The sequence below is a fragment of the Flavobacterium phragmitis genome (assembly GCF_900112575.1).
Taxonomy (GTDB): domain Bacteria; phylum Bacteroidota; class Bacteroidia; order Flavobacteriales; family Flavobacteriaceae; genus Flavobacterium; species Flavobacterium phragmitis.
Genome location: NZ_FOMH01000001.1, coordinates 602,993 through 625,589, shown reverse-complemented (window position 1 = coordinate 625,589; position 22,597 = coordinate 602,993). Strand labels below are relative to the sequence as shown.

Below are 22,597 nucleotides of genomic sequence, written 5' to 3'. Positions count from 1 at the left end.
ATAAGATTTGCTAAAAGTAGCAAAAGCATTGATTTTTCACAAACAATTACTGCAACAATATTGCATTTAAAAATAAGATTTCTATATTTGCAACAATATTGCATTAATTTGCATCAAAAATACCTCATCCAGAAGTCAATCTTCACGAATGAAACAGAAACTTAAAATTATAAATCTCTTAATGCCTTTAATTGTATTGTTTGCAATACTTTTTCCGGCTGTCCATTCGTATGAGCATATTTTGGATACTCATTCGGCAAAAGAGAAATTAGAATTTTCTGTCTCCGAAAAACCGCAATTCAAAGCCAAACTGCATTCGTTTCATAAATGTTCGATTTGCGATTTTAAGTTCAGCGCTGTTGGCACATTTGAGTTCCATGTCTTTCAGTTTTTCATGAATAATCCTGTTGTAAAACACACTAGTTTTTACAGCAAACCGCATTTTGCATTTTTTAAAGGGGCGCTTTTCTCACTTCGAGCCCCGCCTTTTACATTTTAGTATTTTTTGTGCTCTGTTTTGCTTTGGCAATTCGGCTATTTCATTCATTTTAAGCAACTAAACAAGATTGATATTGTAATTGTCATTGATTTCTGCTTTTTCCGCACAAGAAATTCTCTTTTCAACTTTATCGATTACAGCATTTGAACTAGACCGCTATTCAGGTTTTTAGTTCTGTTCTGTCGTTTTTCATTCATTTAAAAGATGTTTCACCCCGCTGGTGCTTTCTTCTAAATGATGAATTTATTTCTATAAATATTTCGTCCCTCTGGGACTTGAATATTGAAATCACAATGCTTTCGTAACCCAAATACTCTTTATAAAATGATCAAAATCAAATCAGAAAAAATGAAAACAACAAAACTCATTCTGGCTTCGTTTTTCGCGACAATTGCTTTTACAAGCTGTAGTAACGACGATTCAGAAAAAGAACAGGCCATTCCAGCTATTGACAAAATCGAACTGGGTCTTGGCAACAACGAAACGGCTACTATCGGACAAGATTTCCATTTTAATGCTGAAGTCACGGCCTCAGATAAAATTGAAAATGTACAGGTAAAAATTGTGCAGAAAAGTACCGAAACGTATTCAAAAGTTTGGTCGCATGAAATTACCTGGACACAATATGCAGGCGCAAAAAATGCCACAATTCACAAGCATTTTGACATTCCCGAAGATGCCGTTGAAGGTAAATACGATTTCATCATCATCATAAACGATCAAAACGGAACGAAACTAGAAATCAAGAAAAACCTAACGATTTACAAATTAGAAAATATTCCTGTAAACCCAGTTGCCTCAGTATTTACACTTTTTATAAATGATGCTTTTATGTACAGAAAAGGCAAGTTTTCTGATGAAACTGCTAAATACAAAAACAACGATATTTTCAGTTCGCAGGTTACGCTTGAAGGTGTAAAAGGAGACGGAATTATGTATCTGCTTTTGATTAATAAAAATACCAAACACAATCCGGAAAGTGTGGATCAGATTGATTTTAGCAAAGTGATTGTGTATGATGTTTTCGAACATAAAAATATGGCCGAAGCTGGTCAGTTTTCGAACATTCCATGGGACGGGACAAAGTTTTTGAGAGAGACACCAAAGATTACAATTGGCGCATCAAAAGACAATAATTTACCTGTTCCCCAGGATTTGGTTGCTAATAAATCTTGGGCAACTGGCAATTATACTTTTCTGGTTTTGTATAAAAACACGACTTACAACATCAATTTTTCGCAATCTCTTGAGCTTCCTTTTGCACTTTAATTCCAAATAAAAATATGAAAAATTTAAAGTCTCTACTAGGCGTTTTTGCCCTTGTCTTTATAACATCTTGTTCAAGCGACAATGCTGAAATCGATACCGAATATCCTGTGATTGATATTACACAAAATGCTTTTCCGATTCAGTGCAGTACGATTCAACGCGGTCAGACGATCACTTTTAAAGCTTCTTTTAGCGATAACGTTGAGTTGGGTTCTTACAGTCTGGACATTCATCACAACTTCGATCATCACACGCATAGTACAGAAGTGACAACTTGTGAAATGGAAGCGGTGAAAAAACCTGTAAAACCAATGCTTTTCATCAACAATTACACGATTCCAAATGGTGTAAAAACTTATGAAGCAACAGCTCAAATCACTATTCCTGCTGATGTTGATCCCGGAGATTACCATTTTATGATTCGCCTGACAGATAAAGAAGGCTGGCAGACGCTGAAAGGTTTAAGTATTAAAATTTTATAAGATCAGATTAATGAAGAATGCCCTATCCACGTATTGGAAATATTGTTTTTTACTTATCAGTTTATTGGTTTCAGCGGAAGTATTTTCTCAAAATCAGCCTTCTGAAAAAAAACCGGAAATCAAGGAGCTTGAAGAAGTTTTAATCAGTAATAATTCTGCACAAAAAAACAAAAAAGAAGAATCGCTGAATGTCGAAACGGTAAACAATAGTTTCATTCAACGTAATCTTGGCGGAAGCCTGATGCAGTCTTTACAGCGATTGCCGGGCGTTAAAACTATTTCGATTGGTTCTGGAGGTTCAAAACCGCTTATTCGTGGTTTGAGTTTTAATCAGGTTATTGTGGTGGAAAACGGATTGAAACACGAAGGCCAGCAATGGGGCGCCGATCACGGTTTGGAAATCGATCAATATGCTGTTAATCGGGTAGAAATTATAAAAGGCCCTTCTTCATTTATCTATGGATCTGATGCTGTTGGCGGTGCGGTAAATATTAAACCGCTTCCACTGCCGTTGCAAAATACTTTTGGCGGAAGCGTTGATCTTACCGGAAAAAGCAATAATGCTCAATTTGGAAGCTCGATTAATTTATTCGGAAGAAACGAAAACTGGTTCTTCGATACCCGCGTAACCACAATGGATTATGGCGATTATCGCGTTCCAACCGATGTAGTTCAGGTGTACAGTTACACTGTTCCGTTGTATAAGAATCATTTGCGAAATACGACTGGAAAAGAACACGATTTTCATTTAAGTACGGGTTATTCGGGCGAAAATTTAAAGTCGGTCTTCTATTTCAGTAATGTGCACACCAAAAGCGGCTTTTTCGCGAATGCGCACGGATTAGAACCTAGAAATGTGGATACCGAATTACACGATAAATCAAGTCGTGATATTTTAATGCCATATCAGCAGGTGAATCATTTAAAGTTGAGTAATACGACTTCTTTTCAGTTTGGAAATCATGCTTTTGAGATGCAGATTGGTTTTCAGAAAAACTTTAGAAGAGAATGGAGTCATTATGTTAATCATGGTTATATGCCTCCAATTTATCCGGATGATATGTACGCTCCGCAGGATTTGGAGCGTCAATATGATAAAGATGTTTGGTCGTTTTCTGCTAAAGATGAATTCCGATTGAATCGCCATCAAATTACGGTTGGAACCAATATTATTACTCAGGAAAATACCATTGGCGGATGGAGTTTTTTAATTCCTGCTTTTTCGCAATTTAACGCTGGTGCCTTTTTTTACGATAAAATAGAACTAAACGAAAAATGGTGGCTGAATGGCGCTGTTCGTTACGATTACGGAACTATTAAAATGAAATCGTATTACGATTGGTTTCAAAGTCCGGTTTCTGAAAACAATCAGGCGCAGATGGAATATTTACAGCGTTCTCAAGATTTAACCAAAACTTTTAACAGCTTTACGTGGTCAGTTGGAACTAATTATAATCTTGAAAATCTTTCGCTTAAAGCGAATTTAGGTTCGAGTTTTAGAATGCCGATTGCCAAAGAACTGGCTTCAAATGGCGTCAATTATCATTATTTTCGATTCGAAAAAGGAAATCCGAATTTGGATGCAGAACGTTCGTATCAATTGGATTTAGGAATAGAATGGAATCAACAAAACTGGTCTTTTCAGCTGACTCCATTTGTGAACTATTTTCCAAATTTCATTTATCTGAATCCCACTTCTGCTCATGACATTTATTATGGTGCAGGAAATCAGGTTTTTGAATACGAGCAAAGTGAGGTTTTACGTTACGGCGCAGAATTCCAAACGCGTTATTATTTCCTGAAATCTTTAAGTGCCGAAATTGGCGCCGAATATCTTTATTCTGAACAAAAATCGGGCAGTAAAAAAGGCTATACGCTTCCGTTCTCGCCTCCGCCATCGGTTTTGTTTGGATTCAATTACGAGCCTCAAATTAGACTTTTAAAAGAACCTTATTTTTCTGTTGATTATCGCTTTACGGTACAGCAAAATAATATTGTTCCACCTGAGAAAAAAACGGCTGAAAGTCATGTTTTTAATGTGGCTTTTGGCTCAAAAGTAAAAACAGGAAAACAGGATATCAGCATCAATATTCAGATCCAGAATTTATTTAATACGAGATATTTAAATCACACCAGCTTTTACCGACTTATCGAACTTCCGGAAGTGGGAAGAAACATTATTGTTTCCATGAAAATTCCGTTTTCGTTTTCGCGATAAGCAAACCATTCAAAACTCAATTATTTACAAATTTTTAATCCTTTATTACAATGAAAAACAATTTTTACAAAGTGCTTTTTTTATTCACACTCTCGCTTTTTGCGGTTTCGTGTAACAATGATGATGACAATCACGACGATCACGATCACGACCATGATTCGGAAGAACATACTTATGTTAGAATTTTACTTTCTGACGAAAAAACTACAGAGTTAACGCTTTTTGATCCGCATGAAGATAAAATCAGTTCTTTTACGGCTAAATTTCCAAAATCTTCTTTGTACACTACAGAATCTGGACGTTTTGCGGGAATCATTCACAGAGATAATAACCTAATCGAAACTTTTGACAGCGGTTTAGAATTACATGGCGATCATATCGATGTAGATGATGTTCCGAAATTTGGTTTTTTAACTGGAATCGCTCAAAAACCAACACACTTTAAAAGTAAAATTGGAGAAGTTCTGACATTCAACGACGGAGACGGAACACTTTCTGTTGGAAAAGAATCTGAAATCAATAAATCTGGCGCAGTTTTCAAAACTATAAATGCTGGTTTATTGGCACATCACGGTGCCATGGCAACTTTTACAAACGGAACTTATGCGATTACTGAAAAAGATAATTCGGTAACAGGAACACTTCCTGAAAAAGTAAAAATCATCGACAATACTGGAAAGACTCTTTTTGATGCTAAAATTCAAACCAAAGGAATTCACGGAAATGCTTCAGACGGTGTTTATGCTGTTTTTGGTTCTTCAAGTGGTATTTTGGTTGTGGAAAGTAACGGAAACCAAAAATTAATCGATCATCCAGCAGATTTTGGAACAGCTTGGTTTGGAAGTATTTTAGAAACGGCTTCTGCTGGAAAATTCATTGGATATACTGCCGCAAAAGGCGCTTATTTGATTGATGTAGTTGCCGGCACAGTAAAACCAATTATTGCCAATACTACTATCATGCAATGCAAAGTGAGCTACGATCTTAAAAAATTGGCTGTTCTTTTACATTCGGGTGATTTTAAAATTTTCAACATCAGCAGTCAACAAGTAGAAAAAGAAATTAAAGCAACCACGGCAACAGCTACAGATGCGACATTAAAACCTCAAATGGCAGTTACAGACCGTTTTGCTTATATCACGTCGCCAACAACTGGAGAGTTAATTCAGGTGAATCTTTCTTCATCAGAAATTAAAAAAACAAAGGTTTCTGCTACGCCGTATATGATTACCGTTATTGGGTATGAAAACAGCGAAAGCCACAGCCATTAATTGATTTTTGGAAAAAGAGGTTGTCCTAAAGGACGGCTTCTTTGCGGTTAAACAACGAGCAGTTTTTTAACGCAAAGCGCGCTAAGACATTTTAATCTGAAGCGCAAGCAATATCTAAATATTAAGTCCGCAAAGCTTTATCCAGACAAAACTTTGCGAACTTTTAATCTAAAGATTTACTCCACAAAACTTTGCGTGCTTTGCGTAAATCTTAGCGTGCTTTGCGTTATAATTAATTTTTGAAAAACTCTTAACGAACAACAAGTAGTTTTTTAACGCAAAGTGCGCTAAGACATTTTAATTTGGAACGCAAGCAATATCTAAATATTAAGTTCGCAAAGCTTTATGCAAACAAAACTTTGCCTCCTTTGCGTAAATCTTAGCGTGCTTTGCGTTATAATTAATTTTGAAAAACTCTTAGCGAACTCTGAAGCTAAGAAAGAACTGTTGTACTTTCCTAAAAACGAAAAAGGCCTGACGATTGTCAAACCTTTTCCTTTACTAATTCAAAGCTATCCAAAAAAAGAATTATTCTGTTTGTTGAAAATCAAAGCTTAAATCTCCTGCGTTGTAATTTGACGAAACATTTGTTGGAAACGTTTGTGCTGTTCCAGAAATCCATCTGTATTCGTTGAAGGTAATGTTTCCTGCAACTATAGGATACGTTACATTCGAATTATCAGCTTTGCTCTTTTTGTACCAATCATTAGAATTCATAGTAATCAGGTATTTTTTGTCTTTGTCTAAAGCCAGTTCGCTGATTTCTTTTTTAACCTCAACATCTGCTGTTGCGACATTTAAAGTCTCAGAACGCAATACTGTTTTTGCTGTATAATCCCAGATTGTTATGCGAACGCTAGGATTTGCCGCGGGAAGTTTCAGCGTAATGGCTTTAATCTTCCCTTTTACTGTTGGCGTAAATGCCAAACCGAATTCGTAATCACCAGAATTAATAAAATTGCTTACAGTACTAAAACCTGTTGCTGTATAATAAGCTGCTAACGGATTTTCAGTATCAAATTTTGGTGTATTGTCTTTATCATCACTGCTGCACGAAATGGCCAAAGCAGCGGTTAATATAATTGTAAAAATAGTTTTAAAAGCTCTCATGATATTTAGTATTGGTTTAGTTTAAATAATTAAGGTTGAATATTAAAATGTCCACAAACTTCTTCGTAGCTCATTTTAGCGTAATCTACTTTAGTCGTTTTAGAAGTTGTTGCCTGAACTCCGCCCGGAATCAAAATATAACGGTAATTAAGAGAAGCTGGAAGTGCTACTGTTGTTCCGTCATTGGCATGTTTAAATCGGAATATTTTAATGCTGTTAAGATTTGAAATGGCAGTAATAGTATTGACTGCTCCTCCAGCTGTTGAAGTATATGGAAGCGCAAAAACATTAGTACCTGATCCAAAAGACATATATACTAATACAGTCCCTTTTGACATAATATCGGCAGTTAACTGTGGTACAGCAAAAGAAGTGGACAATCCAGAAGTTCCATCTATTGTTTCTGGTGTTCCTGCTGGAGCATTAATCCATGCACTATAAATAACATTAGCTGTTCCTGTCGCTCCTGGTGCACCATCTACTCCGTCTACTCCATCTTTTCCGTCATCACTACTGCATGAAATTGTAGAAATGGCTAATAAAAAAATCGTAATAATGGTTTTTGAAAATTTCATAACAAATTGGTTTTAAAAATTTAATTAAATAACTCTTTTTTAATTCAATAGCTTTACTTTTGCAAAAATCAATCAGGGTATTTTTGCCCTTCTGATTTAATTTCAAAACAAATTTGCGGCAATAAATTCAAGCTAAAAACAGCCAATAGACGAACAACATTTTAAATAGACAGACAACCTAAATTCAGTTTGAATGATGAAAAAATACACTTGTATTATTGTTGATGATGATGAAATAGATAGGCTTACTGCGGTTTCTTATGCCAAGAAATTTCCCGTTCTCGATATCTTAGGTGTTTTTGAATCGGCTGAAGAGGCCAATCCTTTTTTAGAAAAACAAAAAGTAGACATCTTGTTTCTAGATATTGATATGCCGGGCTTAAACGGAATTGAATTTAGAAAACAAGCTCTTGAAGTTCCTGTCTGCATATTTATAACGGCACATCCAGAACATGCTGTAGAAAGTTTTCAAATTGAAACGCTGGATTTTATTGTAAAACCACTTAAACTGGATCGTTTTACCCAAACTATAAGTCGTATCGAGGAGTTTATGGAAATTAAACTGAAAGCTTCTTTGTTTGAGGCCAGCATTGGTGGCGATATTATTTACATCAAAGAAGGCCACGAACAAACCAAAGTAAAACTGCACGAGATTTTATATCTGGAAGCCTTAAAAGATTATACTTTGGTAGTTACAGAACGAAAAAGACATTGTGTACTTTCGAGTATTGGAAATCTTTTAAAGGAAGAACATTTTCGATCGTTTGTTCGTATTCATAGAAGTTATGCGGTGCAGAAACAATATGTTCAAAAAATAAACTCAAACGAAATTGTATTGAATAATGAAGCTATTATTCCTATTGGAAGAAGTTATAAGGAAAACTTAAATCTAATAGCATGAAAAAATTACTGTTCCTGCTTTTAGTATTCTCCCATTTTAATGCTTTTTCGCAGCAGGAACCTAATTTGGCCCGTTATACAAGTGTAGATGAAAAACTTAAAGTCTGGCTGCAATACACGAATAAAATTTTAGATGCCGAAGATTATTCTAAACTTATCAACGCAGCTGAAAAAGGAATCACGATTTCTAAAAATAATTACTCTTACTTAAGCCGATTTTATCTGCAGAAAGGAATGGGCTTTGAATTCACCAACAACCAATATCAAAAGGCTTTAGTAAATTTTGAACAAGCTTGGAAGTATGCCCGAAAAGCCAAACATCTCAAAAACGAAACCACCGCTTTAATGCGGCTTAATTATGTTTATTATTCCGTTCAAGATACCGTAAAAGGTAAATCTCTCATCAAATACATTAAACAGGTTCTAGATACTACAAAAAATACTTATACAAAATCTGTATTAAATGGAAGCTTAGCAGAATATTATCAAAATAATGCCGAATACGAAACCTTTATTAATTATCAATTAAAAGCGATTTCATACAAGAAATTACTCCAGAAAAGTTTAGCCAATGAGGAAAACATAGGTATATCGTATCTCCAGATTGGAAGTGCGTATACCAAAATGAAACAGTTTAAAAAGGCAATTGAGTATTTTAACGAAGTGAAACCTTATGTAAAGAAATCTCCTTATGTAGAAGCTTATTTATGTAATTATTATCTGCAAAGCTATGTCGTTTTAAAAGAAAAAGACAGCATTCGTAAATATTACAACCTTATCTACACCTATCCAACTGTCAAAGACTCCCTTTTCATCAATTTAAGTTTTGCCAACAGAAGCATGTCTGAACATTTTGCAGACCAAGGCAATATAAATAAAGCTTATGATTTTGCCCGAAAATCGGTTTCGTATGCAGAAAAGTCAAATGATCCAGATATCATAATGGAAGCCAATACGAATTACGGAAAGGTCTTAAACGAAAAAGGCGAGCATAAAAAAGCAATTGAAGTATTGAAAAAAGCCTCTACAAAGGCTTTAAAATACGACAAGGAATCTTTTGTTATGATTAATAAGAAACTTTCTCAAAGTTATGCCGCTTTGGGACAATGGAAAGAAGCGTATTATTATAATGAAATTTACAGCAAAAATAATGATGAAATGATGGAGCAATCGGCTAAACAAAATATTGCAAATGCAGAAGCTCGTTTTCAAAACAAAACCAAACAACAAAAAATAAAGAATCTCTCTACCGAAAATGCTATTAAAAACATTCAGATAGAAGAAGCCAAACAACAGCGTATTTTCTTAATTTCTGGAATCGCCTTGGTTTGCATTATCGGATTACTGTTATTCAAACAAAATCAGAATAGAAAAAAAACGAATTTAAAACTTCAGGCCTTAAATCAAGAATTGGACGAAGCCAATAAAATCAAAGCTCGATTTTTTAGTATTTTGAATCATGATTTAAGAAGTCCTATTTCGAATCTGATCCATTTCCTGCATCTTCAAAAAGAAAATCCGGAACTGATTGATGAAGAAACAGCGCTCAGAATGCAGAACAAAATTACTACTGGCGCCGAAAATTTATTGTCCTCAATGGAAGATATTCTGCTTTGGAGCAAAGGACAAATGGAAAACTTTAAACCTCAGTTTAGAAAAATTGCCATTTCTACTCTATTTGAAGAAACCGAAAAACATTTTTCAAGCATAGAAAATATAGAAATTCTATTCGAAAACCCTCAAAACATCATTCTAAAAACAGACGAAAACTATCTAAAAACCATTATCCGAAACCTTACCGGAAATGCCATTAAAGCTTTGGACAAAACACCAAATGCCAAAATCGTCTGGAAAGCCTGGCAGGAAAACGGAAAAAACTATCTTTCAATAACCGATAACGGACCGGGCGGAACACAGGAAAAATTTAAAGCTTTATATGACGAATCTCAAGTAATCGGAATCAAATCCGGTTTAGGTCTGCATTTAATTCGGGATTTGGCATCGGCTATTAATTGCAAGTTAGAAGTCTGTTCCAAACCAAATGCAGGTGCTACATTTACTATTATTTTTAACGGATAATTAAAAAGGTTTGCCACGAATTTCACCAATTTTCACGAATTAAATTTGTGAAATTAACCAGTTAAAATTATCTCCTTTTCTAATAATCAAATTAGTGGAAATTCGTGAAACTCGTGGCAAAAAAAATTCAAACCAATAAAAAAGGCTTGACTTTCGTCAAACCTCTTTTATATCAATCGTAATCTTAAGGATTACAATAAAGCGTCTAAGCTATCTGCGTAGGCTTGTTTCGGAGCTACTCCTACTTGTTTTCCTACTACTTCACCATTTTGAAACACCAAAACGGTTGGTATGTTACGCACACCGTATTTTGCAGCAAATTCTTGGTTAGCATCTACATCTACTTTACCAACAACTACTTTACCAGCATACTCCTCACTTAATTGGTCAATGATTGGACCAACCATTCTACAAGGACCACACCATGCTGCCCAAAAATCTACCATTACTGGTTTATCTGATTTTAAAACTACTTCATCAAAAGTAGCATCTGTTATTGCTAATGCCATAATATATTTAGATTAAAATTAGGTTTGAAATAATTAACTTTCAAACTACAGTACAAATTTAAAAATTAAAAATAAATCAAACACCATTACTAAATTAGTTTTCATTATAAATGTATTGTCATTAATTATCAACTGTACAAGGATGAAATTACAACTTATTACACTGAAAACCAACCCAATGAAATGTTAATCTTTTTTGTAGTATCTTTAATACTCCAAAGATTTATTCCAAATGCAACAAATTTTACTTCAAATAAAATCCTTTCTTCAATCTGAGCCTTTTAAAAAATATGCCAAACGTTTTGGCTTTTTTATTCTCGGACTCATTGCCATTCTTCTGCTTGCCTGTGGAGCTTTGTCGATATATTTCAATCAAAATAAAACCGAAATTATTGCCAAAGTCAATCATAAAATTAACGAGAACATCAACGGTCAGTTTCATATTACCGACTTTCATTATAAGTTTCTAACGGGTTTCCCGAATTTTACCTTGGCTTTAAATGAAGTGGAATTAAAAGACAATCAATGGAATGTACACAAACATACTTTATTGAAAGCCAAAGAAATTGAAGCCCGTTTAAATATTTGGAGCTTGTTAAGTCATGAAATCAACATTCATAAAATCCTGATTAATGATGCTGTAATTAATATCTACAAAGCAGAAAACGGATATTCTAATACGAATATCTTTAAACCGAAGAAAAAGAAAAGGCCTTCAAAAAGCGAAAAACCCGAAACGACAATTGATGAAGTAAACCTCAACAATGTTCATGTAATTATAGACAATCATCTCGGACATAAATTATTTGATTTTGATGTAGCCAGTTTGAAATCGAAAGTGGATTATGATGACGATAACTGGCAGACGAATTTGTTTTTAAAAACCAAGATTAATAGTCTGGCTTTTAATACCGTTCACGGAAGTTTTGCGAAAGAAAAATGGCTAGAAGGGAATTTTGATATTTCGTATGCTGAAGACAAACAGAAAATTGACATTAAAACACAACAGCTAAAAATTGGTGATGACCGATTTGACATTACAGCGTTTTTTAATATCGGAAAAAACAATTCGCTGTTCAGAATCAATATTGGAACGGACATTTTATGGCGAAGTGCCTCTAATTTGCTTTCCGCCAATATCAGTTCCAAACTCAATCAGTTTGATTTGAAAAAACCGATAAAAGTCAACTGTGATATTAAAGGTGATTTGAATGTGGAAGGCGATCCCAAAATTGTGGTTCAGGCCGATATTCGAAACAACGAATTGACCATTCCGGACGGTTTGTTTACCAATTGTAGTTTTAAAGGTATTTTTACGAATAACTTTAAACCCGAAAACGGATTTAACGATCCGAATTCGGCTATAATTCTGAAAAACTTTAAAGCTGAATACGAAACCATTCCGCTTACAATTGCACAGGCTGTCATTAATAATCTCGAAAAACCTATTGCCACTGGAATCGTAAATGCCGATTTTGACATTTCGAAATTAAACGGAATGACCAACGAGAAAATTCTTCATTTTGAAAGTGGTCACGCCAAAGCCAATTTGAATTTTCAGTTTGACATTGTCGATTTATACATCAATAAACCTCGTTTTACAGGCGATGTTGATATTACCGATGCTACTTTCGATTATTTACCGAAAAGCATTCATGCCGAAAAAACAGCCGTTCAATTATCGTTTACAGAACAAGCGCTTTACATCAAAAAAATTGCTTATAAACACAAAAAGAACATCATTCACATTGACGGAAAAATCGATAATTTCCTGAATCTGTATTATGATGCTCCCGAAAAAATGGTCGTAAATTGGAACATTTACTGTCCGAATATTGATGTCAAACAGTTTTTAGGCGTTTTGAAGAATTCGCCAGCACAAAAAACAGTTCCCAAAAAAACAGTCAAAAAACAGAATATCAATTTTACCAATCAGTTAAAATCGGTTATAGAAAAATGTACGGCGATTATTAATCTTAAAGCCGATAAAATTACCTACGGTTCGCTTACCGCAACCAATACTCAGGCTACATTACAGATGCTGAATTCTAAATTGCTACTCAAAAATGGGACGCTGCAAACTTCTGGTGGCAATATTGCATTTAACGGAGCGATTCAGCCTAGTGGAAATCAATATGTTTTCAGTTCGAATGCTCAAGTCAATCAAGTGGATATTGCGAGTTTCCTGAGATCTTTCCATAATTTCGGAATTCAATCCTTCAGTCCAAAAAACATTCGAGGCCGACTGACTTCCAACGCCAATGTTACCGGTTTGATGAGCAGTAAAGGCGATTTGATTGTGAATTCTATGAAAGGAAATTTAGATTTTAAAGTCAACCAAGGCGCTTTACTCAACTTTGAACCCATTATGAAAATCGGCAAATTTGCTTTTCCGCTTCGGGATGTGGAGAATATTACCTTCAGCGATTTATCGGGTTCGCTGAATCTTCGTGGCGAGCAAGTCGATGTAAACAAACTCACCATTAGTTCCAGCGTCCTAAACTTCGACATAGACGGAATTTACTCTTTCGGCCGAGGCACAAATCTAGCGCTTACCATTCCGCTTCGAAATTCTAAAAACGATGTCAATCTCGCCACCAAAGCAGAACGAAAAGCGGTTCGTGAACGTGGGATTGTTTTGCATTTGATTGCTTATGATAATGAGGGGAAAATTAAGATTAAGTTTGGGAAGAAGGATAAAGAATAGAGTCAAAATTACCATTTATCAAATCCCGTTTGTGGAAAACATTATTCCTAATTTTGGATTATTATTCCTAAATTGCACCTTCTAATTTTATCAAAAAAATGAAGGTTGCAGAAAAAGAAAATATTGAAAAATTCGACGATAAAAACATTAAAATTAGAACTTTAGAAGAAGAGGATAATAAAAAAGCTGTTATAACTCATTATTTACATAATCTTCATAACGATGTAAAAAATCATTATGAAAAAGAAGCAATCACTTATTTAAATGAAATAGTTCAATTGAAGAGTCCGAAAGAAAGTACCGATCTACTGCTTTCTGATCCTAAAATACAACAATTGAAATCTGAAATCGAGAATGTTCCGTTTAAAGCTTCTCAAAATCCCAAATTTAAATTTATAGATTTATTTGCTGGAATTGGCGGTTTTAGAATTGCATTGCAAAATATCGGAGGCGAATGTGTATATACAAGCGAATGGAATCCTGATTCAAAAAAAACATATAATGCCAATTTTGGTGAATTCCCATTTGGAGATATCACCAAAAAGCGCATTAAAAATTATATCCCCAACGATTTCCAAGTTTTATGCGCAGGATTTCCCTGCCAGGCTTTTTCAATAGCAGGATATCGAAAAGGATTTCATGACACTAGAGGAACTTTGTTTTTTGATTTGGAAAATATTATCGAAACCAAAAGACCTAAAGTAGTTTTTCTAGAAAATGTAAAAAATTTAGTTTCTCATGATAAAGGAAATACTTTCAAAGTAATCTTAGAGATATTAGAAGAAAAACTTGGTTATAAAGCATATACTAAAGTGCTAAATTCTTCGACTCACGCAAATGTTCCGCAAAATAGAGAACGAATTTTTATTGTAGCATTTGACAAAAAGCAAGTGCCAAATCATGGTGATTTCAAATTCCCAGAGCCACTGCCTTTGACAAGAACTATTCATGATATTTTAGAAAAAGGGAAACAGGCTGATAACTTATATTATAAAAAAGAGCATCAATATTATCCTGAACTTGAGAAGACAATAACTTCAAAGGATACAATATATCAATGGAGAAGAGTTTATGTTAGAGAAAACAAAAATCAAGTTTGTCCAACTCTAACGGCAAATATGGGAACAGGAGGCCATAACGTACCTTTGATTTTAGACGATTATGGAATTAGAAAATTAACTCCTAAAGAGTGTTTTGCTTTTCAAGGATATCCAATGGACAAATATATTTTGCCCAATATTGCAAACAGTAAATTGTACATGCAGGCGGGAAATTCTGTTACAACTCCATTAATTGAAAGAATAAGTCAAGAAATTTTAAATGTCTTGTCACCATGAGCGTATGGGAACGATTTTCTGTCGAACAAAGAAAGGAGTACATAAAATTTTTACAAGTTTATGGAGCATTATCCAATTTATTTCGTCAAAAACAAGGAGATTTAATACCATATCTTGATTCTAAATTTCAAGAAACTGTTTTTACAAAAATTTTCAACAGCCAAAATGTTGATATTGGCAATACACCACATGATGTACTTTCTGTTTTTGGTAATGACCGAATAGGAATCGGACTAAAAACTTGGATGGGAAGCAAACCTTCTTTTCAGAAGGTCATGCAACTCAAGCGTTATCAAAATGATATTAATGCGTATCGTAATGATTTGCATTCATTAGCTTATAAAATTTCTGAGATTAAAAATCAAAGAATGCAAAGTGATTATGAACGCTTAGGATTATCAGAAGACAAAAACATTTATCATTATATAACTCGTGACCAAGGCATTTTCACAATAAACGAATGTGCATATCCATTAATTGATATAAACAAACTTAAAGATTTTAGCGCAACAACCTCCGCTCTAACTTGGTCTGATGGAAACAAAGATTACAGATATACATTTGCCGATTCTCAAATATGGCAAAAATTTGACTCTGGCAAATACAATACTCTAACACTAAATAAATTTGATGTAAAAATTATCGAAGATCCTTTTTCATTTTTACTGAAAGCATACTTCGATCTTATTGAAACAACAAAAGTTTCGGAACCAAATATAATTGAAGCTTACTTACCATTATATTCTTATCAATCTAAAGAAGTAGAAGAAAAATCTGGATTAAATGCTTGGAATGCGGCGCCTAAAAGCAAAGGAAGTAATACTCCAAGACCTTTAAATGAAATTTATGTCCCAATTCCTAGAGAGTTTCACAAAAAGCATCCTGATTTTTTTATCCCCAATATCTTTGAATTTGAAAAAATTAAGGAAGATTATCAAGGTCCTTCAAATGAAAAACCTGAAGTTCGTTTTTCATTAAAACTCCCAAATGGAAAAACAATTCCCGCTTTAGTTACCCAAGACAATATGAAGGGTTTACAATCAGGAAGCAATACTTTAAAAGATGAGAATGGTAAAAGGTACGGACAATCTGCATTAGGCCAATGGTTACTTGTAGATGTTTTAGGTCTAAAAGAACGAGAACCCGTAACTCGTAAGTGGCTGGAAAAGAAAGGAACTGATTCTGTTCGTTTATGGCGTAAAAAGGATGATTATAACATAATTAATATAGATTTTGCTCCCATTGGATCTTTTGAATTGTTTATGAAAGATGAACCTGTTCCGATTGATGAAGATAGTTTTATGTTTTAGAAACAACGTAACTTAAATCAAGAGAAATAGAGATTAATTTTATCATTTTTATTAAACGAATAAATCTTATTTATTAACATCATTTGTGTAAATTTCAAAAAAACTTTTTATGGCAGGAGAAAATTGGACAAGAGAACAAACAATTGTTGTACTAAATCTTTATTGCAAAATACCATTTAACAAGGTTAGCTCCAATCATCCAGATATTATTAGAATTTCAAAAATAATTGGAAGAAGTCCTAATTCTGTAAAAATGAAAATCGGAAACTTTGGAAGTTTCGATTTAGAACTTAAAGCAAAAGGAATAGTTGGGTTAGCAAACGCAAGCAAACTTGATAAAATCATTTGGAATGAATTCAGTAATAATTGGGAAAATCTCGGTTACGAAAGCGAATTACTCATTTCTAATTTTGCAAATGAACCTATTGAAAAAACATCAAAAATCAATCTCGATAACTTACCTTTGGGCAAAGAAAGAGATGCAATTATTAAAGCAAGAGTAAATCAGAGTTTTTTTCGTTCGACAATTCTTTCATCATATAACTCAAAATGTTGTATTACTGGTTTATCAATCCCAGATTTTCTTGTGGCAAGTCATATAATTCCCTGGGCAAAAGATGACAAAATTAGATTAAACCCTCATAACGGAGTTTGTATAAATTCAATTCATGATAAAGCTTTTGATAGAGGTTTTATAACTATTACACCTGAATATAAAATAAAAGTTTCACAGTACTTCAACGAGTATAAATTTGAAGATGCCGTAGAAGATTTCTTTTTAAAATATCACAACAAAACAATCATTTTACCAGATAGATTCCTTCCCTCCAAAGAATATTTAGATTTTCATCAAACAACAATTTTTAGACAATGAAATTTATAACAGAAATAATTTTTGGCAAAGAGCAGATAATAAAATATCATAACAATCAATCTTTTGATGATTTTGAAAAAGTAATTAATGTAAAGAAATACACTTTTGAAACACAAGCAGAAAGAAATGCATTTTATAAAGGAATGGCTGAAGCAGTTGGTTGGTTAGAATTTGAAGTAGCAAAAGAATTTGAAGAAAATGACCATAAAAATCTAAATGAAAAAGAAGACGATAAATTTGATTACTGGTCATTTATTGAGAAATATTATCCAAACTATTCTAGTTGCGATAATGTATTGTTAAGTGATGTTTTAACACGAAAACTTGAAGGAGAAGAGGTTTCCGATGAAGACGAAGAATACATCAAAGACTGGGATATTAAAAAAGAGTTGTTTGAGATAGATAAACAACTACTTTGCGACGCATTTGAAAACTATTTCAATACCACTTATCCTGAGAAAGTTATTGATAATGAATAACAAAAAAGCCACTACTCTCAAGTGGCTTTGTTCAATTTCTTATTCAACCTCCAAATAAGAATTCAATATCTCCTAAAATCTATTTAACCAATAGAAATTATCCTCGAGATTAATATTTTCTCCTTTTAGAGTTTCTAAATCTCGCATAACGTTTAAAGCAAGAACACGACTTACTTGTCTAATCACTTTTGGAATGAATTGAATTGTTGAAGAATTCAGTTTACCTTAATTAGGTTCTTTTGAAAAGATATCATTTAAACAAAATTTTCAACAAAACAACCAATATAATAATATAACTTTACCCAAATAATCTGTAACCCATTAAATACCACTAATTATTAAATTTCAAATGTTTAATAATTAAATTTCCATGGACTGTTTCACCCCAGAACAACGCTCCAAAGTCATGAGTAGAATTCGTGGCAAAAACACCAAAGACGAAGTTCGTTTGGCAAAGGCGTTGTGGCATATAGGATTGAGATATCGTAAAAACAATAGAAAGGTTTTTGGTTGTCCAGATTTGACTTTTAGAAGCTTAAAAATTGCCATTTTTGTTGATGGCGAATTCTTTCACGGAAAAGATTGGCAAACTAGAAAAAAACCACAAACCAACACAGAATTCTGGATAAAAAAGATTGAACGAAATATGCAAAGAGATCTTGAAGTCAATGCGTATTTGGAATCTCAGAATTGGAAAGTTTTACGTTTTTGGAGCAATGATATCAAGAAAAACTTAGGTTCTTGCATTTTTGAAATTTTAAACGCAATTGCGGAAAGACAACAATAAAAAAGCCACTTCTACTGTGGCTTTTCTAATTTCTATTAATCCTCCAAATAAGGATTTAAAACCTCTGCCAGTTCATTCAGCCAGAAATAACCTTGTTCAACAGATTTTGGGTCGATTACTAAGGTTTCACATTCTCGCATTAGAGCCATGGCGAGAAGATAATTTACTCTTCGAATGGCTTTTGCGAAACTTTTAGGATCTGTTGCCTGATTAAAAAATTCGTTTAACCTTAACTCCGTTTCTTTGGTAAGGGTGTTTACAGTACTCATAATCTGAAAATTTAGGAAATATAAAACCCACATGGGTTAGCTGTCCTACGCCTTTCAGAGCGTTGCGGTTGTTTCCAATACCGCCAACATACCACGCGGGCAAATCTTTTTTTGTTTTCATAGTCTGAAAGTTTTAGGACTCCAAACATACAAAAACAAAACATAAAAAGTAAGTTTTTTCTTTGTTTTAACTTAAAAATTATAAGCAATATTCGAAATTACAAAATTGAAAAACAATTGCTTTAAAATTTCATAATATTTCCTTAACTCACTTGCCTTTTACCTTTAAATTGGATAAGTTTGAGAATGAATCATTAAATATTATGCATTATGAAAGTACAAATCAACACCGACAAAAACATTGAAGGAAGTGCAAGATTAGAAAGCTATTTTGCTGCAGAAACAGAGAAAAGCTTAGATCGTTTTCAAGATAAAATTACTCGTGTAGAGATTCATTTTGGGGACGAAAATGGAGAAAAATTCAGCTTGCACGACAAAAAATGCGTAATCGAGGTTCGTCCTGTAAAATTACAGCCAATCACTGTGACAGAACATGCCGAAACTCTTGAAAAAGCATTTAGTGGTGCTTTGGCTAAAGCCAAAAAATCGTTGACTACAACTTTCGAAAAAATAAAAGAACATTAATATAATAAATAAGTTGCAAAGTGACAAAGATTCTAAGTTTTCTTGGAGCTTTGTCACTTTGTTACTTTATTTCTATGTCACTTTCATCTAAGATTTTGGCAGAGGTGCTCCTACCGCAATATCACATCTGTGTCCTGGTTTTCCGTGTGGCGGATTCATTCCGTCTGCTACTGTAGCTTCCGTACCTTCTGTACTCAATAAAGCAGGAACAGGATTTGCAGCCGGCGGAGGCGTAACTGTAAAATTCTGAGAAACCGATCCGCTTTGTGCTGTACTTGCAGCTGCAGTTGTTTTTGCCACTGGCGAATTCAATGGCGCTCCAACTGGAATATCACATCTATGTCCTGGCTGTCCGTGCGGCGGATTCATTCCTTTTGGTGTTTTAACTTGCGTTGTAGTCGTAACTACTTGTTGCTGTGCTGGATTTACTTGAACCGTTTGACCTTGTTGTGTCTGTACTTGCTGCGTTGGCGCAGAGTTTAAAGGCGCTCCCACTGCAATATCACATCTATGTCCCGGTTGTCCGTGTGCAGGATTGATTCCTTTTGTGTCTCCCAAAACCGTATTGGGGTTTGTCATTTGGGTTTGTGTTACGGGTGCCACAGTCTTTGCGGTGTCTTTTGCAAGTCCCAATCGGACCAATTCAGAAGTAGATGTGCTTTGTTGCGGTTCTAATTCCTTTTTGCACGAAACAAATAAAAGAGAGGTTATAGCGAGTGAAGTTATAAGTAGTTTTGGATTCATGGGGATGGTATTTTTATTGAAAATCAAATATAATAGTTTTTGAGCGATTAAATGACATGTGGAATGTTAATGATAATTAAAGACAAGATTTTAAAATTGTTTTGATTTCGAAATCCAGATAGATTATACATATTTTATGTCATCCTGAACGAAGGATCGCATCCAATATTCCTCAAAGAGAATCGCTAATCTTTGTAGAGCTTCTAGTATGATCCTTTGTTCCTCAGGATGACAAAAAACGCGCTAACTATAGTTAATACTACATTAAAAAAACTTCCATTTACTTATATCACTTACATGATTTAAAAAAATTTATACCTTTAAACTCAAATAGTATATCTCATGAAAAAAACACTTTTACTTCTTTTATTCATTGCTTCTTTTGCAAACGCACAAACAGACAAAAACAAAATCAATCAAACTTTAGATGCGTGGCATAAAGCGGCCGGCGAAGTTAAATATGATGCGTACTTCAATACTTTGGCAGACGATGCCATCTACATTGGAACTGATGCAACCGAAAACTGGACAAAAAAAGAATTTGCAATCTGGGCAAAACCTTATTTCGACAAAGGAACAACTTGGAACTTTAAAGCTTTAGAACGTCATATCTTTTTTGACAAAACGGGAAAAATTGCTTGGTTTGACGAATTGTTAGACACTCAAATGAAAATCTGCCGTGGTTCTGGAGTTTTGGTAAAAGTAGGTAACGAATGGAAAATCCAGCATTATGTTCTATCAATGACGATTCCAAACGATGAGGTTGATGCGGTAACCAAAATCAAAGCACCAATCGAAGACGCTTTGATTGCGAAGCTTCAAAAGAAATAAAACATTTTAAGACTTTCTTATTATAAACATAACTTTTCTAGCACTTTACTAAACGTATTGAGAAATTAATTTTAATAAATTCGGCAAAAACGGCGCTTTTTTGTAACTTTAAAATAAGATACTGTCAAAAAAACGATGTGTATTTTATAAAATCAATCAAAATAAAACGTCGCCCTCTATTTTAACAGCCTTCAAAACAAGAATCTTTATTTTTTTTTAACTTTGACCCCAAAAAAAATAGGGTTAAACAAAGTATTTTAAAAATGAAAATAGAAAAACGCTGGATTATTTCCTTTATTATGATCAGTGTCGTTTGCACAATTGGTGCATTTTGGCCAACAGTAACAGAAAATAGTTATGTTTTATCAGAATTCGGAACGACAGATCATATTGTTCCTGCCGATGTTGCCTGGATGCTTACTTCAAGCTGTTTAGTTTTAATCATGACACCTGGATTATCTTTCTTTTATGGTGGAATGGTAGGAAAGAAAAACGTTATTTCGACTATGCTTCAGAGTTTTATCTGTTTGGGAGTTGTAACACTTTTATGGGTTGTGGTTGCTTTTAGTCTGGCATTTGGAGAACCGATTGGTTTTGGTTCTGGAGATCATTTTTACAGCTTTTTCGGAAATCCGACTACTTTTGCTTTTATGGATTATGTGGGCGTTCTGCCTCATAAACAATTGGCAAACACGATTCCGTTTATGCTTTTTGCATTGTTTCAAATGAAATTTGCAATTATTTGTCCTGCAATTATTACAGGTTCATTTGCAGAACGTGTTCGTTTTATTTCTTATTTAGTTTTCATTAGTTTATTTACGATTTTTATATATGCTCCTTTATGTCACGCCGTTTGGTATCCAACTGGAGTTTTAGGAAGTTATTTTGGTGTTAAGGATTTCGCAGGAGGAACCGTGGTTCACATGAGCTCTGGTTTTGCAGCTTTGGCTGGTGTTATTGTTTTAGGAAAAAGAAAAAACAGCCAGCATATTCCAACCAATATTCCGTTTGTATTATTAGGAACTGGAATGCTTTGGTTTGGATGGTTCGGATTCAACGCTGGATCTGCTCTTGCTGCCAACGGAACGGCTGCTATGGCTTTTGCGACAACCACTACTTCATCGGCCGCTGCTATGTTAACTTGGATTTTCTTCGATAGAATGAACGGAAGAAAAGTTTCTGCTTTAGGGGCTTGTATTGGAGCTGTCGTGGGACTTGTTGCCATTACACCGGCTGCAGGATTTATTTCGGTTCCAGAAAGTATGTTCTTCGGATTTGTAACGGCTTTGGTTTCTAACACCGCTGTAAACTGTAAATATTCTAAAAAATTCGATGATACTCTCGACGTTTTTGCTTGCCATGGTGTTGGTGGAATTATGGGAATGATTCTTACGGCTATTTTTGCGCATGGCGAAAATGCAAGTTTATTACACGGAGGATGGAGCGTTTTTGGACACCATATGATGGCATTAGTTTTAGTTTCTGTCTTTACTTTCTTCGGAGCTTATTTCTTGTTTAAAGTAACGAACTTCATTATTCCATTGAGAGTTTCGGAAGAATCAGAGCATATTGGACTGGATTTATCACAGCACGATGAATCTCTTGATCCAAAAGCACAGCCAATTACAGAACCACATTACGGTTAAAATAAAGTTGCCACAAATTACATGAATTCACACGAATTTTTATAACTGTATTGCAG

The 22,597-nt window shown here is 34.2% G+C and carries 21 protein-coding genes; 16 read left to right on the top strand and 5 right to left on the bottom strand.

Going from position 1 to position 22,597, the window contains the following annotated elements; genetic code table 11:
• Window positions 1-148: 148 nt before the first annotated feature.
• From BM289_RS02840 to BM289_RS02820, 5 genes are all read left to right on the top strand, one after another.
• A complete protein-coding gene (locus tag BM289_RS02840; RefSeq protein ID WP_091490671.1) occupies window positions 149-499 on the top strand; it encodes a hypothetical protein in 351 nt (116 codons plus the stop codon).
• Between the two features lie 348 nt (window positions 500-847).
• On the top strand, window positions 848-1,768 hold the full coding sequence (locus tag BM289_RS02835; RefSeq protein WP_167365373.1) for a DUF4625 domain-containing protein: 921 nt from the start codon (window positions 848-850) through the stop codon (window positions 1,766-1,768).
• 14 nt (window positions 1,769-1,782) lie between these two features.
• A complete protein-coding gene (locus BM289_RS02830; RefSeq protein ID WP_091490669.1) occupies window positions 1,783-2,250 on the top strand; it encodes a DUF4625 domain-containing protein in 468 nt (155 codons plus the stop codon).
• 10 nt (window positions 2,251-2,260) lie between these two features.
• The gene (locus BM289_RS02825) at window positions 2,261-4,468 is read left to right on the top strand and encodes a TonB-dependent receptor (RefSeq protein WP_091490668.1); all 2,208 of its coding nucleotides are present in this window, start codon (window positions 2,261-2,263) and stop codon (window positions 4,466-4,468) included.
• A 50-nt stretch (window positions 4,469-4,518) separates the two neighbouring features.
• Entirely contained in the window at window positions 4,519-5,739 is a 1,221-nt protein-coding gene (locus BM289_RS02820; RefSeq protein ID WP_091490667.1) for a hypothetical protein, read from the top strand.
• 528 nt (window positions 5,740-6,267) lie between these two features.
• Here the strand turns inward: BM289_RS02820 and BM289_RS02815 are convergent.
• Both BM289_RS02815 and BM289_RS02810 read right to left on the bottom strand, forming a co-directional pair.
• On the bottom strand, window positions 6,268-6,849 hold the full coding sequence (locus BM289_RS02815; protein WP_091490666.1) for a DUF4082 domain-containing protein: 582 nt from the start codon (window positions 6,847-6,849) through the stop codon (window positions 6,268-6,270).
• 29 nt (window positions 6,850-6,878) lie between these two features.
• Window positions 6,879-7,424, bottom strand: a complete 546-nt coding sequence (locus BM289_RS02810) for a hypothetical protein (RefSeq protein ID WP_091490665.1) — start codon at window positions 7,422-7,424, stop codon at window positions 6,879-6,881.
• A gap of 193 nt (window positions 7,425-7,617) precedes the next feature.
• On the opposite strand from BM289_RS02810, the gene BM289_RS02805 reads away from it, so the two are divergent.
• Both BM289_RS02805 and BM289_RS02800 read left to right on the top strand, forming a co-directional pair.
• Window positions 7,618-8,325 carry a LytR/AlgR family response regulator transcription factor gene (locus BM289_RS02805; RefSeq protein ID WP_091490664.1) on the top strand — a complete coding sequence of 236 codons (708 nt, stop codon included), beginning with the start codon at window positions 7,618-7,620 and terminating at the stop codon, window positions 8,323-8,325.
• Window positions 8,322-10,403: an ATP-binding protein gene (locus BM289_RS02800; protein WP_091490663.1), complete on the top strand. Its 2,082-nt coding sequence runs from the start codon at window positions 8,322-8,324 to the stop codon at window positions 10,401-10,403. Before BM289_RS02805 ends, BM289_RS02800 begins: the two co-directional genes overlap by 4 nt.
• Before the next feature lie 191 nt (window positions 10,404-10,594).
• On the opposite strand, the gene trxA is transcribed toward BM289_RS02800, so the two are convergent.
• Window positions 10,595-10,912 carry a thioredoxin gene (trxA, locus tag BM289_RS02795; protein WP_008466289.1) on the bottom strand — a complete coding sequence of 106 codons (318 nt, stop codon included), beginning with the start codon at window positions 10,910-10,912 and terminating at the stop codon, window positions 10,595-10,597.
• 232 nt (window positions 10,913-11,144) lie between these two features.
• Between trxA and BM289_RS02790 the strand changes: the two genes are divergently transcribed.
• The 6 genes from BM289_RS02790 (at window position 11,145) to BM289_RS02765 (ending at window position 18,406) form a co-directional block, all read left to right on the top strand.
• Complete coding sequence (locus tag BM289_RS02790; RefSeq protein WP_091490662.1) at window positions 11,145-13,619, top strand: AsmA family protein; 2,475 nt, start codon at window positions 11,145-11,147, stop codon at window positions 13,617-13,619.
• Window positions 13,620-13,717: 98 nt separating this feature from the next.
• The gene (dcm, locus tag BM289_RS02785; protein WP_091490661.1) at window positions 13,718-14,956 is read left to right on the top strand and encodes a DNA (cytosine-5-)-methyltransferase; all 1,239 of its coding nucleotides are present in this window, start codon (window positions 13,718-13,720) and stop codon (window positions 14,954-14,956) included.
• A complete protein-coding gene (locus BM289_RS02780; protein WP_091490660.1) occupies window positions 14,953-16,266 on the top strand; it encodes a phospholipase D-like domain-containing protein in 1,314 nt (437 codons plus the stop codon). The genes dcm and BM289_RS02780 overlap by 4 nt, the downstream gene beginning before the upstream one ends.
• A 109-nt stretch (window positions 16,267-16,375) precedes the next feature.
• Window positions 16,376-17,140 carry an HNH endonuclease gene (locus BM289_RS02775; protein WP_091490659.1) on the top strand — a complete coding sequence of 255 codons (765 nt, stop codon included), beginning with the start codon at window positions 16,376-16,378 and terminating at the stop codon, window positions 17,138-17,140.
• On the top strand, window positions 17,137-17,619 hold the full coding sequence (locus BM289_RS02770) for a hypothetical protein (RefSeq protein WP_091490658.1): 483 nt from the start codon (window positions 17,137-17,139) through the stop codon (window positions 17,617-17,619). The genes BM289_RS02775 and BM289_RS02770 overlap by 4 nt, the downstream gene beginning before the upstream one ends.
• Before the next feature lie 370 nt (window positions 17,620-17,989).
• Window positions 17,990-18,406, top strand: a complete 417-nt coding sequence (locus tag BM289_RS02765; protein WP_091490657.1) for a very short patch repair endonuclease — start codon at window positions 17,990-17,992, stop codon at window positions 18,404-18,406.
• A 35-nt stretch (window positions 18,407-18,441) separates the two neighbouring features.
• Here BM289_RS02765 and BM289_RS02760 read toward each other — a convergent pair whose 3' ends face one another.
• On the bottom strand, window positions 18,442-18,675 hold the full coding sequence (locus BM289_RS02760; RefSeq protein WP_091490656.1) for a hypothetical protein: 234 nt from the start codon (window positions 18,673-18,675) through the stop codon (window positions 18,442-18,444).
• Between the two features lie 330 nt (window positions 18,676-19,005).
• Between BM289_RS02760 and BM289_RS02755 the strand changes: the two genes are divergently transcribed.
• Window positions 19,006-19,320 (top strand): HPF/RaiA family ribosome-associated protein, encoded by a 315-nt coding sequence (locus BM289_RS02755; protein ID WP_091490655.1) that lies wholly within the window; start codon window positions 19,006-19,008, stop codon window positions 19,318-19,320.
• A gap of 87 nt (window positions 19,321-19,407) precedes the next feature.
• Here the strand turns inward: BM289_RS02755 and BM289_RS02750 are convergent, their stop codons facing one another.
• Entirely contained in the window at window positions 19,408-20,064 is a 657-nt protein-coding gene (locus tag BM289_RS02750) for a hypothetical protein (protein WP_091490654.1), read from the bottom strand.
• Window positions 20,065-20,406: 342 nt separating this feature from the next.
• Here BM289_RS02750 and BM289_RS02745 point away from each other — a divergent pair, with 342 nt between their 5' ends.
• Together BM289_RS02745 and BM289_RS02740 are read left to right on the top strand one after the other, a co-directional pair.
• The gene (locus BM289_RS02745; protein ID WP_091490653.1) at window positions 20,407-20,895 is read left to right on the top strand and encodes a nuclear transport factor 2 family protein; all 489 of its coding nucleotides are present in this window, start codon (window positions 20,407-20,409) and stop codon (window positions 20,893-20,895) included.
• A gap of 263 nt (window positions 20,896-21,158) precedes the next feature.
• Window positions 21,159-22,541 (top strand): ammonium transporter, encoded by a 1,383-nt coding sequence (locus tag BM289_RS02740; RefSeq protein WP_091490652.1) that lies wholly within the window; start codon window positions 21,159-21,161, stop codon window positions 22,539-22,541.
• Window positions 22,542-22,597: the final 56 nt, after the last annotated feature.

What these genes read in the sequence shown, in the direction of transcription:
- BM289_RS02840 (WP_091490671.1), top strand. Translation starts at nt 149, where the DNA reads ATGAAACAGAAACTTAAAATTATAAATCTCTTAATGCCTTTAATTGTA.
- BM289_RS02835 (WP_167365373.1), top strand. Translation starts at nt 848, where the DNA reads ATGAAAACAACAAAACTCATTCTGGCTTCGTTTTTCGCGACAATTGCT.
- BM289_RS02830 (WP_091490669.1), top strand. Translation starts at nt 1,783, where the DNA reads ATGAAAAATTTAAAGTCTCTACTAGGCGTTTTTGCCCTTGTCTTTATA.
- BM289_RS02825 (WP_091490668.1), top strand. Translation starts at nt 2,261, where the DNA reads ATGAAGAATGCCCTATCCACGTATTGGAAATATTGTTTTTTACTTATC.
- BM289_RS02820 (WP_091490667.1), top strand. Translation starts at nt 4,519, where the DNA reads ATGAAAAACAATTTTTACAAAGTGCTTTTTTTATTCACACTCTCGCTT.
- BM289_RS02815 (WP_091490666.1), bottom strand. Translation starts at nt 6,849, where the DNA reads ATGAGAGCTTTTAAAACTATTTTTACAATTATATTAACCGCTGCTTTG.
- BM289_RS02810 (WP_091490665.1), bottom strand. Translation starts at nt 7,424, where the DNA reads ATGAAATTTTCAAAAACCATTATTACGATTTTTTTATTAGCCATTTCT.
- BM289_RS02805 (WP_091490664.1), top strand. Translation starts at nt 7,618, where the DNA reads ATGATGAAAAAATACACTTGTATTATTGTTGATGATGATGAAATAGAT.
- BM289_RS02800 (WP_091490663.1), top strand. Translation starts at nt 8,322, where the DNA reads ATGAAAAAATTACTGTTCCTGCTTTTAGTATTCTCCCATTTTAATGCT.
- trxA (WP_008466289.1), bottom strand. Translation starts at nt 10,912, where the DNA reads ATGGCATTAGCAATAACAGATGCTACTTTTGATGAAGTAGTTTTAAAA.
- BM289_RS02790 (WP_091490662.1), top strand. Translation starts at nt 11,145, where the DNA reads ATGCAACAAATTTTACTTCAAATAAAATCCTTTCTTCAATCTGAGCCT.
- dcm (WP_091490661.1), top strand. Translation starts at nt 13,718, where the DNA reads ATGAAGGTTGCAGAAAAAGAAAATATTGAAAAATTCGACGATAAAAAC.
- BM289_RS02780 (WP_091490660.1), top strand. Translation starts at nt 14,953, where the DNA reads ATGAGCGTATGGGAACGATTTTCTGTCGAACAAAGAAAGGAGTACATA.
- BM289_RS02775 (WP_091490659.1), top strand. Translation starts at nt 16,376, where the DNA reads ATGGCAGGAGAAAATTGGACAAGAGAACAAACAATTGTTGTACTAAAT.
- BM289_RS02770 (WP_091490658.1), top strand. Translation starts at nt 17,137, where the DNA reads ATGAAATTTATAACAGAAATAATTTTTGGCAAAGAGCAGATAATAAAA.
- BM289_RS02765 (WP_091490657.1), top strand. Translation starts at nt 17,990, where the DNA reads ATGGACTGTTTCACCCCAGAACAACGCTCCAAAGTCATGAGTAGAATT.
- BM289_RS02760 (WP_091490656.1), bottom strand. Translation starts at nt 18,675, where the DNA reads ATGAGTACTGTAAACACCCTTACCAAAGAAACGGAGTTAAGGTTAAAC.
- BM289_RS02755 (WP_091490655.1), top strand. Translation starts at nt 19,006, where the DNA reads ATGAAAGTACAAATCAACACCGACAAAAACATTGAAGGAAGTGCAAGA.
- BM289_RS02750 (WP_091490654.1), bottom strand. Translation starts at nt 20,064, where the DNA reads ATGAATCCAAAACTACTTATAACTTCACTCGCTATAACCTCTCTTTTA.
- BM289_RS02745 (WP_091490653.1), top strand. Translation starts at nt 20,407, where the DNA reads ATGAAAAAAACACTTTTACTTCTTTTATTCATTGCTTCTTTTGCAAAC.
- BM289_RS02740 (WP_091490652.1), top strand. Translation starts at nt 21,159, where the DNA reads ATGAAAATAGAAAAACGCTGGATTATTTCCTTTATTATGATCAGTGTC.